This window comes from Desulfovibrio biadhensis, assembly GCF_055388615.1.
The window spans coordinates 925,144-936,753 of the sequence record NZ_AP042477.1; the positions used below are offsets into that span (position 1 = coordinate 925,144).

Below are 11,610 nucleotides of genomic sequence, written 5' to 3' on the forward strand. Positions count from 1 at the left end.
TCCTAGCTGAAGATCTTGCCCGGGTTGAGAATCCCTTTGGGATCCAGGGCTTTCTTCATGGCGCGGTAATATTCGATGGTGGCGCGGCTGGTTTCCTGCACCATATACTTGGACTTGGCCATGCCGATGCCGTGCTCGCCGGAGAGGGTTCCCCCCATACCGAGAGCCACGTCAAAAATGGCGTCAATGGCCTTTTCCACACGCTCCCACTCTTGCTTGTTGCGCTTGTCGGTAAGAATGGTGGGGTGCAGGTTGCCGTCCCCGGCGTGGCCGAAGGTGCCGATGGTCAAGTTGAAATCCTTGGAAATCTTGTTGATGGCGTCCATCATGGCCGGAATCTTGGAGCGAGGCACGGTGGCGTCTTCCAGAACACAGGTGGGCTTCAGGTTGGCCAGTGCGGGCAATGCGTCGCGGCGAGCCTGCCAGATCTGGTTACGCTGGGCCGGATCGTTGGCCACTTCCACGCTCTTGGCGCCGTTTTCCTTACAGATGGTTTCAACCTTGGCGGCATCTTCCTCAACTTGTCCGGGGTGGCCGTCCACTTCGATGAGCAAAAGGGCCTGCGCATCGACAGGCAAGCCAGCCTTGCGGAAATTCTCAACAGTGCGGATGGTGAAGTTATCCATCAGCTCCAGGGTCGCAGGAACGATCTTGCTGGCGATGATGGCCGACACCGTTCTGGAAGCGGCAAGAATATCATCAAAAACCGCCAGCATGGAGCGGGCTGCGGCCGGCGGCGGCACCAGCTTCAGGGTGATCTCGTTGAACACGCCCAGGGTGCCTTCGGAAGCAACCATCAGACCGGGCAGGTTGTAACCGGTCACGCACTTGACGGTCTTGGAACCACTCTTCACCAGCTCTCCGTTAACGTCGAAAAAGCTAATTCCCATGACGTAATCTTTGGTAACGCCATACTTGAGCCCGCGCAGACCACCGGCGTTTTCGGCAACGTTGCCGCCCAGGGTGGAAACAGCCTGGGAACCTGGATCCGGGGGATAGAAAAGTCCCTCTTTGGCCACAGCAGCAGCGAACTTGGCAGTGACTACGCCGGGCTGCACCCTTGCGTAGAGGTCTTCGGTGTTGATTTCCAGAATTTTGGAAAGACCATTTGTCAGCACGACAACACCGCCGGAACTGGGGATGGTGCCACCGGAAAGGTTGGTGCCAGCGCCACGCACGGTAAGGGGCAGGCTATTGTCGTTGCAGAGCTTAACGACCTTGCCGAGCTCTTCACTGGTCATGGGGCGCACGGCCAATGCCGGCACCTTGGCGTCGAGCACGGCTGCATCATAGGAATAGGAGTGACGTTCGGCTTCACCAGTCAGGACGTTCTCTTCGCCTACGACTGCCGCGAACTCCTTGATCAGGGCATTTGTGGACATAATTATTTACGCTCCTTGCAGCGATAATGTCGGGCGGACCATGCGGTCCGCCCGACGATTGCCGTCGTTTGCTAGAATACGGTGGGGAAGAACACAAAGCTGAACAGCGTGGCGACAATACCCACGACCACGCCGTACAGTACGAAGGGCCAGAAGGTCTTGCGCAGGATGGCGCCTTCCATGCCGGAGAGGCCAACCACGGCGCACACGGCCACGATGTTATGGATGCAGATCATGTTACCCATGGCGCCACCAACTGCCTGGGCGGCCACGATGATCTGATGCGGCAGACCAAGAGTGCTGGCCATGCCCCACTGGAATTCGGCGAAGAGCAGGTCAGACACCGTGTTGGAGCCGGTGATGAAGGAGCCCAGACCACCAACAAAGGAGGCGAACATGGGCCAGGCCTGTCCAGCCAGGGCGGCAACTGCCTCTGCCATTGCCAGCGGCATGGAGGGGTAGTCGTTGACGTTCATGGCGCCGGCGGAAGCACCGGAACCGCGGAAGATGGAAACCAGGGCCACCGCAAAGAACAGGGCGATGGTGGGGTTCTTCATCTTGGCAATGGATTCTTTCCAGGCGGCGCTCGTTTTCTGACCGTTCATGCCATGGATGGCGATGGTCAGGATGGCGACCAGCATGAAAGGAATGGTGCCGGGCAGGTACAGGTAGGCGATGGCGGCGTTAACGCCTTCATAGCCAAGGATGTTGGTGAAAGGAATCTTCTGGGCGGCAAGGAGACCCTTGAGGCCGAGTTCGGGAATACGGGTAACTACGAGAATCAGGCCGATGAGCACGTAAGGCAACCAGGCCTTGAACTGGCTCATGTGTGCCTTGAACTGGCAATCTTCTTCGGGGCGGACTGAACCAACCCAGTCAGCAGCCCAACCGCTCTGCGGACCGAAGCTCCAGGAATCCTTGGGCACGGCGATGCCGCGCTTGGCGCCCCAAACCACGATGCCCAGGCCAACCAGACCACCGATGAGGGAGGGGAACTCGGGGCCCAGGATCCAGGCCATGATGAGGTAAGGAATGGTAAAGGCAACGGCAGCGAACACACAGAATTTCCAGGCGCGAAGACCGGGAGCCCAGGACTTTTCAGGACCGAATACGCGGGTCATGAAACCCAGCATGAAAATGGGCAGGATGAAGATCATGGGCAGGTGCATCAGGGTCGACCACTGACCGATCAGGGCGTTGAAGGATTCCATGCTGGTGAAGTTGGTCACCACGGCAGGATCGTTCACGGCGGCCATGACCAGTTCCTTGAGGAACTTCAGGCCAAGGACAATGGGCGTACCAACTGCACCGAATGTGACTGGAAAGGAGTTAAAGACCAGACAGACGACCGCGGCAGCCAGTGGGGGAAAGCCCAGGCTCAAAAGCAGCGGCGCGGCCAGAGCCGCAGGTGTACCGAAACCGGCTGCGCCCTCGATGAAGGCTGCGAACAGGTAACCGATGATGATTGCCTGAACGCGCGGGTCCGGTGAAATATTCTGGAAACCGCACTGGATGGTTTCCATGCCGCCGCTGTATTTCAGCGTATACAAAATGAGGATAGCGCCAAAAACGATGATAAGAATACCAACTGCCGTGACAACACCCTGCAACGAAAGGGCCATGACATAGCCGGTGGGCAGCTTCCACGCCAGAATGGCGCCAAGAGCTGCTGCCAGCCAGGCGAGGGGCATAGCTTTTGTTGCGGGCCAGCGCAGACCTACCATGAGGACCAGCGCTACTGCGATGGGTACAAATGCGATGAGGGCCAACACTCCAATTGGCATGACTGTCTCCTTTGACTGTTCTACTCCCGAAAAACCACTTCTCCTTGCTTCCTCTGCCGCCGCCCGGGAACACACCCCGGACAATGGTAAATCACACGCCTTTCATACGCAGGCTTTCAGCAACACGCGTTCTGGCGCCCTGCACACTAGGGCTTTTAGCGTAGCGCTCGCACACATCGCCTGCCTGCCAGATTTGCGCCCTGTGATGTCCAAAGAAAGCCGAAAATGAAGAAAAGGGCGAGTGACCGTTTCAGTTTGTAACCAAAAATCGTGCCGTTTTTGAATTTTTGGCAAACTGTTTCATTAAGCCGGTGGGTTAGATGAACGACGAATGTTACAACGAGATTCCGACCAGGGCGGTAGTCTGCAATTTCAGACAGTCAAAATTCCCAAGCGACTGTTCCGCTATCCGGAATTCCGGAAAAACGGACACCCCCTGACCATGCGCATCACAAGCCGATATCGTTTTTCTTCAAGAGCGCATATAAATGGGAGCGTGACAATCCGGACAGCTCGAGCATTCTGGGAACATCGCCCCCTGTCTTAAAGACAAGGCGTTCAAGATAGTGGCGCTCAGCCATATCCTTGAATTCCTTGATGGAGGGGAGATTTCCCGAAAGATTAAAAACGGATTCCACACCTTCGCTTTCGGTCCGGGCCGCCGCTGCGGCATCTCCGTTTCCTTGTCCAGACATGCCACAGGAGGATTTTGAGGAACGCAACTGTTCTCTCGTAACCTTGATGCGCAGTTCCTGGGGCAGGTGCATGGCGTACAGTGTTTTCTCGTGCCCCGCCGCTGTCACGGCCTGCTCCAGTACGTTATTCAGCTCCCTGACATTGCCGGGCCAGTCATAGGCCATAAGCATATCGAAGAAATCCGTACCAACGCCCTTGTTGGCAATGCCGTACTTCTCACACAAGCTGTCGATGATGGACAAGGCCAGCGGCTTGATGTCTTCGCAACGCTCGCGAAGCGCAGGCAGGTGCAGGTGCACTGTTTTGATCCGGTACAGCAGATCGCTGCGGAATTCCCCGCGCTCGACCATGGCGTCAAGGTCGCGGTTCGTGGCGGCCAGCAGACGAAAATCACTCGTAACTTCCTGGGCCCCACCAACAGGACGGAAACGGCGCTCTTGCAGAACGCGTAAAAAGGATTTCTGGATGGCAAGGGGCAGCTCTCCAACTTCGTCCAGGAAAAGCACGCCATTGTCTGCGAGCTGCACCAGGCCCATGCGGTCTGAGACAGCGCCTGTAAAGGCGCCCTTCTTATGACCAAAAAGCGTGCTTTCAACCAGTGTATCCGTCAGGGCGGCACAGTCCACCACCACAAAAGCCTGATCTCTTCTGCGGCTGTTGCGATGTATGATGCGGGAAAAAAGTTCCTTGCCCGAACCGGTTTCACCTGTGATGAGCACGTTGGCGTCGGACACGGCCGCCTGAGCCACGAGATCGAAACAGGTGCGCATGGAAGACGAGTTGCCCACCACCCCTTCCAGGTCCAGAGCGCGCAATTCGCTGCTGCAGCGTTTTTCGTTGTGATATTTCAGCGCCCTGTTCAGGGTCAGGCTGATCTGCTTTATGGAGGCCGGCTTTACGAGATAATCCCAGACACCGCCTTGAATGGCCAGCTCTGCACCGTCGGGATCCCCCCTTCCGGTGAGAATGACGACTTCCGGCGCATCCGGAATTTCGCGAATTTCCTGCAGCAGGTCCAGGCCGTTACCATCGGGCAGGGACACATCCAGTAAAATAACATCGTAGGCCTGTTCAGTAAGCTTATGCCTGGTATCCGCTAGACTGGGAACGGTATCGTAATCCATCTTGTGCCGCCGAATCAGGCTGGCCATGGTTTCGCGAACTTCTGGATCGTCGTCCACTACGAGGATGCGGGACATGCTACCTGCTCCTTTCACGATTGCAGCTTGCACCAGAGGAGTGTCATTATTGGACATCTGGCAATTATTCCATGCCAGACGCCCGTGGCTGCAGTTGCATTACAAAACTTCCCGAATAGCGCTGAACAGATCGCTCTTGCTGAAAGGCTTGGGCAGAACAAGACGGATGTTGCTGCTGTTCTTGGCCTGCTCGTATGCCTGGGCCCTGCCTGAGGCCAGAATGACCGGCACGCCGGGAAGTTTGCTCAAAAGAATATGGGCCAATTCTGCGCCATTGGTCTCGGGCATGTCAAAGTCTGTGATAACCAGGTCAAAGGCGCTGTCTTCTTCCAGCACTGCCAGTGCTTCCCCTGCGCCACCGGCAAATATGACCTTGTACCCCAGGCTTTGCAACACGCGGGGCACAGTTGCCAACTGGTCCTTGTCGTCTTCAACAAAGAGTATGCGCCCCTGACCGTGCATCGGGCGCATGCCTTTGTGCTCCACAGTGTCGGAAGCCACAATCCGCGCCGGGATAAAGACCTCGAAAGTCGCGCCGTACTCTTTTTCCTTGAGCCCTTCTCCCTTTTCCACAGGACCATGGGTGCTGCGCACCTGCACAGCGCCGCCGTGGTTTTTTACAATGCCCAGAACCACCGCGAGTCCAAGTCCCGTACCTTCCTTCTTGCCCTTGGTGGTGAAAAAGGGGTCGAAAATCTTATCCAGCAGTTCGGGCGGCACGCCCGGCCCGTCATCTGATACGCTCAATCGAAAACACTGACCAGGGCGCATGTTCAGCATCGCAGACTTGTCCGCCTCCAAAGATAGTTCATCGAGCCTGACCTGCAACAGCCCGCCGGTGTCCCGCATGGCCTGGAAAGCATTAGTACAAAGGTTCATCAGCACCTGATATATCTGGGTCGGGTCCACCATCACATACGCCTGAGAAACATCTATTTCGTGATTAATGGAGATGTTGCGCGGCAGCGAAGGCTGCAGAAAGCCCACGGTTTCGCGAACAAGCTCGGCCAGATCAGTAGGCCGAAAACCCTCCTGCGAAGGGCGGCTGAAGGCCAGAATTTGTTGCACCAAACGCTTGCCGCGATCCGCAGCCCTGAGCACCCGCTTCAAATCCTTTCCAGTATCGGACTTCTCTTCCACATCCATCAACGCAAGTTCCGTGGAATTCATGATGGACGTGAGAATATTGTTGAAGTCATGGGCAATACCACCTGCCAAGGCGCCAATGGCCTCCATTTTTTGGGACTGCAACAACTGGCGTTCAAGATTGATCTCGCGGGTCACGTTTTCTGCCGTGGAAAGCGATCCAACAACATTACCCGAGGCATCGCGAAGGGGCACCTTGTTCACTTCCAGCCAGACCTGCTCGCCCTCCTGGTCCGAGAGGCTGATGCGCTGTCGCACAATGGGGCGCTCGGCAAAAATCACTTCCCTGTCCAAAGCGGAAAACCACTCGGAAAAATAGCCCTCTTTGATGATGTGCGAATCGTTCTTATCAATCAGCTCCTGCGGGTCATCTATGCCGAAAAACTTGGCAAAGGTTCTGTTTGCGCCCAGGTACCGCTGTCTTCTGTCTTTCCAGCAAACCAGCTGCGGAATGGTGTCCATCAGCAGTTCCTGAAAAGAAAGCTGGTTGATGATTTTGCCTTCAATGCGCTTTCTGCGCAGAATGTTCACCACCAGCATCATCAAAGCCAGCGAAAGCAGTACAAAAGATATTCCCAAGGTCCACAGCACATCACGGCTGATTTCATAAAAGACCTTGGGCGCATTGATGATTTCACTTCCCGGCGGCAATTCGGCCTCATGGATGCCGAAGCGCTTCATTTCAATATAATCATACTGATAAGGGCGCTGAACCTCCTCCACTATGGGGATGTCCGACGGATTTTGCCCTGCCAGAATCTTAGCCACCAGCTTGCCCGCGGCTTCGCCCTGTATCAACCCGCTGGCCATCTTGCCGCCGATGATGCCGTGCCCGAGCAGGAAGGACCAGCTCGAATAGATGGGGCGAGGGCTTGCCTCCGCCAGCATGGATTGCGACTCTGCAGGGTCGTAGAGTTGCCCGTCGAGTTCAAAGTAGGAGGGTATGAAAAAGAGAATGGTGTCCTCAGGCAACGATGCGGCACGCTTGAGGATTTCCTTGAACGGCAAGGTATGCCAGTAATCAAAATCCAACTTGCCCACAAAACTCTGCGCAGCCAGTTGCACCTGGGCGCGAATAGCATGCCCCGTCACCGAATCATCACCAACCACCACAACACGCTCCACATTCGGGTGCAGCTTTATGGCGACATCCAGCGTCTCCTTGATACCGGCATCTTCCACAACGCCGGTTATCCGCATGCCTTGCAACTTGTCATTTTTGAAGTCGTTCACACCGCAAAAAACTATGGGCGTATCCTTGAAAAATTCATTGTAATGCTGTGTGACGAAGTCAAAGGCGTTATTGTCCGAGGCAATTACAACGTCAAAAGAAATGCCGGGATACTTCTCTTTGAAGAGCCTGTAGTTCGCCTCCTGCACGCCCACGTCGTTGTGACGCTTGGCGTCGATGTACTCTATGTAAAGGTCGAGGACCATGCCCTCCTTTTCCAGCGACCTGCGCACGCCTTCAAGAATATTGTCCGACCAACGATAGCCATTGTGATAAGAGTTGAGAAACAATACTGAAGGCTTGCGCATACCCCATGCAGATGAGGGGAGCAGCATGCAGCACAACAAAAGCAAAGAGAATACTCGGATCATGTTGTTATAATCTCATAATGCCAGAGGCAGAGGTTGCGTATGTATCTGGTCCTTGAAGGCCGCAATTAAGGGATCTGTACATAAAGCAAAAAACAGACCGCCCGGCCAAGCCACACAAACCTTACTGTAACGCACCTGAATAAAAGAATTTTGCAGACCATACAAATTACGCTGCAGTTCAAGCTCACCCTGTAGTCCTTTTTTTCGGACAAAAGGATACTACCCAAACGCGGGGGAAGCCACCACCGCTAAAGCAGGAAAAAAAAGCAGCGGCAAGCATAAGGAAACGAAAAAAGGAGCGCGGAAAAAACGCAAGGGACATCTTGAAGCGTTTATTTTCATTAAGTTTTATTTCTGACTACACGCTCAAGTCTTTATCAGAGAGAGCGAAACAAGCCCTCCCGGACTCCACGGCAGCAGATTGACAGCCTGTACCTCCAGCCCGTCCTGCCCTTTCACAAGCGCGTTACAGCAGCAGTAGTCCTGGCCCAGCCGAAAGATGTTTGCCAGAGGCATGCCCAAAAGCGTGCACAAGATCGCCCTGTTGACCCCACCATGGGCAACGACAATACGCGTTCCATTTGTTCGGGCGGCAATATCTTCGATGGCAGGCATCACCCGCTTTTGCACATCACGGAAGCTTTCACCACCTTCCGGGGCTACGCCGGCCATGTCGTCACCTCGTTTCTGCAGGGCGCCGGGGAAGCGCGCTTCCACCTCCACTTTGCTCAAACCTTCCCATTTTCCAAGTGAAATCTCACGCAGGGCCGGTTCAGGCTCTAGTTGCGCGTCCACTGCTTCGGCAAGAATGGAGGCCGTTTTGGTTGTGCGCGCAAGGGGGCTGTGCACAATTCCCTCAAAGGGTGGCAAGCCCGGCAATACAAGCCGCAGCCATGAGGCCACCAGATCTGCCTGGCGCTCGCCTTCGGAATCCAGGGGAAGGTCCCGCTGCCCCACAAATCGTCGCGGGTGGGATTGGGGAATCTGCCCATGCCTGAGAAGCAGAATGGTCGCTTTATATTCTTTTTCCGACATATCACCTCCGTTGCGTAACTTGCCACAGGAGCATCCGCCCCTTTAAAACATGCGGCAGCAGCACTTTGCATTATACGGCAGTTTTGTCGTTGCTCCTTGCCATGCTGCAAGAAGGTTGACGACATTCCTGTGTCTGTCGCACGTTGTCTTTTGGCGCTGCGGTCATGCAGATGAGCATTGGCAAGGGCATGGTAACCACTTCCTGAAACGCTGCAACCCACCCCTTGCTTTATTTGCTGCAAACATATTTACAACCATTTTCCAAGGTATGGCATATGACTACAGACAAACAGTCCCAGACAAACGACCTGTCTCCGGAAGCGCAAAAGGCCGAAGCCAAACGCCGCGCACGACGCGAGCGCATTATCAATGCCCTCTGGGGAGTATTCGTGGCTGACGCGTTGGCCATGCCTGCCCACTGGTTCTACAGCATGGAGAACATCTACGACACATTTGACGGTGGACTCAAGGGGTATACCGCCCCACCGCATCCACACCCGGAAAGTTTCATGGTTGGCATGGAATACCAGCCAGATGTCGCCCGTGCCGAAGAATTGGGGCGCCCCTGGGATATTCTGCATGAAAACGCCCGCTTCTATGAAACCAGCTATTCCGACCTGGCCATTGCCCGCGATGAGCAGGACCCTTCCCACGGCAATCCTGCGCCTGCCAAAAAGGAGCGCTACCATTACCATCACGGCCTGGACGCCGGGGACAACACATTGGGTGCGCACCTTGTACGTGTGCTCATGCGCTGTGTTGCAGCAAAAGACGCCTACGAGAGCCATGGCTTCATCCAGGGCTTCATCGAGCATCTGACAACCCCGGGCGCCAACCGCGATCCCTACACGGAAATCTACATCCGTCGCTGGTTTGAAAATTACGCCAAAGGTGTGGCGCCGGAATCCTGTGCCGCCCGACAGCGCGACATCTGGTCCATCGGGTCACACGGTGGCGTCATACGCCCCTTGGTGCTTAGCATGCTGGCCCCCTCCGCCTACCAGGGCATGGGCCTCGCCATAGAACACCAGAATATCACCCACCGTTCCGAAAACTGCAGCACGGCCCTCTTTGTGCTGGTGCCCATGCTCCAGTCGCTGCTCACAGGCGAAGACCCCATGTCGGTCATCCCCCGCTTTTCCCGATTGATCCGCCTGCCGGAAATTTCCGGCAAGGAGCTTTTCGAGGCGTACCGCGCCCACAATGGACCGGGCAACATTCCGGATGAAGACATGTGGCGCATGCACACCACCTTTGACACCCTGCCCTTTGACCTGGAGACCATGGCGGAACTTGCCGACGCCAACACTATTGTCGGCGGACGACTGGCGACAGCCTGCTATCCGGAACACGGGGTGCCCTTGATGCTCTACCTGGCCCGGCGACAACTCTTTGATTTCGAGCCTTCGGTTCTCTCCAACGCCAACATGGGGGGCGATAACGTACACCGCGGGATGCTTCTGGGGCTGCTTTTGGGCGCAGCTAAACGCCCCCCCGAGCATTTGATCCAGGGTCTCAAGGACGCTGCGGAACTGGAAAAGGAAATCACGGCCTTTGCGGATGTGGCCGCTTCCGGAAAAGGTATCTGACGCCTGAACACAAAAAGAAAACGGGGAGGAAACCGGGCTTAGCCCCGGTGCTTCCTCCCCGTAAAAAAGTGTCAGCCTAAGGCTCAGGCTTCTGCGTACTGCGCTATGAGTCGGCGAGCGATAGAGGGAATGGTGTCCAGGTCGGGTTTGGAGACCTGCTCGTCCGCCCCCACAGATTCCCCCTTATGACGCAGCTCCGGCGTGATGAGCGAGGAGTAGAGAATAACAGGCAGCTTTGAAAGCACCGGGTCGTCCTTGATGCGCTTGGTCATGGTGAATCCGTCCATGCGCGGCATTTCGATGTCGGAAATAACAATGTCGATGTATTCCTTCAGAGCCTTGCCTTCCGCCTCGGACCGCTGCTTCATGTCCAGAACGTACTTCAGCCCGTCTTCCCCATTGTTCACAACATGATACTCGAAGTTGGCGCGGGCCAGGGTCTCTTCCATCAGATTCCTGATCACCATGGAATCGTCGGCAATGAGCACCTTGTAGCGCGTGTCTCCCTCAAAGGAATCATACTCATCAGAGGGGCGGGAACGTTCGTCGAACTCTGCAATGATGGATTCGAGATCAACGAGCTGTACAAACCTTTCGTCAATCTGGGTGATGCCGACGATGCAGCTTTCTTCAAGCTGGCTCAGCATGCCTCCGGGGGGCTCCACGTCTTTCCAGAACACGCGGTGAATATCCACCACCCCTGAAACCAAAAAGCCAACCGTGGTCTGGCTGAACTCGGTGACAATGATAACATCATGGGGGTGGGGCTGCGTATCCAGCCCAAGCCAGACGCCAAGGTCCAAAACCGGCAGCACCTTGCCCCGCAAGGGTAAAATGCCCATAAAGCACGGGTGGGGGGCGAACTCAGGGCGTGTAAGGCCAGGATTTTCAATGACCTCAAGGACTTTTGCAACGTTTACACCCAGCACGCAGCGCTCTTCATCCACATGCGCCTTGACGCTGAGACCGTCGGCCGGGGGGGCATCAATATAGAATTCCAGAATCTCCAGCTCGTTGGTTCCGGACTCTAAAAGTATCTCTTTCTTGCTCACCGGTCCGCCTCCCGTATAAATGCAGCGCAAGCGGAATAAAATTTCCGCCACAGCAGCCATGCCGTAAATTACCGCTATTTTTACCTACAAACTGTCCATAGCAGGTAATGTACGGTTTTTCCATA

General features: G+C 55.5%; 7 protein-coding genes. 1 reads left to right on the forward strand and 6 read right to left on the reverse strand.

The window, feature by feature from the left end; translation table 11 throughout:
• Nucleotides 1-2: 2 nt before the first annotated feature.
• The 5 genes from ACZ5EH_RS04155 to ACZ5EH_RS04175 form a co-directional block, all read right to left on the reverse strand.
• Nucleotides 3-1,382 (reverse strand): FAD-binding oxidoreductase, encoded by a 1,380-nt coding sequence (locus tag ACZ5EH_RS04155; protein ID WP_464276875.1) that lies wholly within the window; start codon nucleotides 1,380-1,382, stop codon nucleotides 3-5.
• A gap of 71 nt (nucleotides 1,383-1,453) precedes the next feature.
• Nucleotides 1,454-3,166, reverse strand: coding sequence for an L-lactate permease (locus tag ACZ5EH_RS04160; RefSeq protein WP_464276876.1), 1,713 nt, complete (start codon nucleotides 3,164-3,166; stop codon nucleotides 1,454-1,456).
• 449 nt (nucleotides 3,167-3,615) lie between these two features.
• Nucleotides 3,616-5,061, reverse strand: a complete 1,446-nt coding sequence (locus tag ACZ5EH_RS04165; protein ID WP_464276877.1) for a sigma-54-dependent transcriptional regulator — start codon at nucleotides 5,059-5,061, stop codon at nucleotides 3,616-3,618.
• A 99-nt stretch (nucleotides 5,062-5,160) separates the two neighbouring features.
• Complete coding sequence (locus ACZ5EH_RS04170) at nucleotides 5,161-7,809, reverse strand: hybrid sensor histidine kinase/response regulator (protein ID WP_464276878.1); 2,649 nt, start codon at nucleotides 7,807-7,809, stop codon at nucleotides 5,161-5,163.
• A gap of 366 nt (nucleotides 7,810-8,175) precedes the next feature.
• The gene (locus ACZ5EH_RS04175; RefSeq protein ID WP_464276879.1) at nucleotides 8,176-8,844 is read right to left on the reverse strand and encodes a histidine phosphatase family protein; all 669 of its coding nucleotides are present in this window, start codon (nucleotides 8,842-8,844) and stop codon (nucleotides 8,176-8,178) included.
• Nucleotides 8,845-9,119: 275 nt separating this feature from the next.
• Here ACZ5EH_RS04175 and ACZ5EH_RS04180 point away from each other — a divergent pair, with 275 nt between their 5' ends.
• Nucleotides 9,120-10,433, forward strand: a complete 1,314-nt coding sequence (locus ACZ5EH_RS04180) for an ADP-ribosylglycohydrolase family protein (RefSeq protein WP_464276880.1) — start codon at nucleotides 9,120-9,122, stop codon at nucleotides 10,431-10,433.
• Between the two features lie 83 nt (nucleotides 10,434-10,516).
• On the opposite strand, the gene ACZ5EH_RS04185 is transcribed toward ACZ5EH_RS04180, so the two are convergent.
• Nucleotides 10,517-11,485, reverse strand: a complete 969-nt coding sequence (locus ACZ5EH_RS04185) for a chemotaxis protein (RefSeq protein ID WP_464276881.1) — start codon at nucleotides 11,483-11,485, stop codon at nucleotides 10,517-10,519.
• Nucleotides 11,486-11,610 lie beyond the last annotated feature (125 nt).

What these genes read in the sequence shown, in the direction of transcription:
- ACZ5EH_RS04155 (WP_464276875.1), bottom strand. Translation starts at nt 1,382, where the DNA reads ATGTCCACAAATGCCCTGATCAAGGAGTTCGCGGCAGTCGTAGGCGAA.
- ACZ5EH_RS04160 (WP_464276876.1), bottom strand. Translation starts at nt 3,166, where the DNA reads ATGCCAATTGGAGTGTTGGCCCTCATCGCATTTGTACCCATCGCAGTA.
- ACZ5EH_RS04165 (WP_464276877.1), bottom strand. Translation starts at nt 5,061, where the DNA reads ATGTCCCGCATCCTCGTAGTGGACGACGATCCAGAAGTTCGCGAAACC.
- ACZ5EH_RS04170 (WP_464276878.1), bottom strand. Translation starts at nt 7,809, where the DNA reads ATGATCCGAGTATTCTCTTTGCTTTTGTTGTGCTGCATGCTGCTCCCC.
- ACZ5EH_RS04175 (WP_464276879.1), bottom strand. Translation starts at nt 8,844, where the DNA reads ATGTCGGAAAAAGAATATAAAGCGACCATTCTGCTTCTCAGGCATGGG.
- ACZ5EH_RS04180 (WP_464276880.1), top strand. Translation starts at nt 9,120, where the DNA reads ATGACTACAGACAAACAGTCCCAGACAAACGACCTGTCTCCGGAAGCG.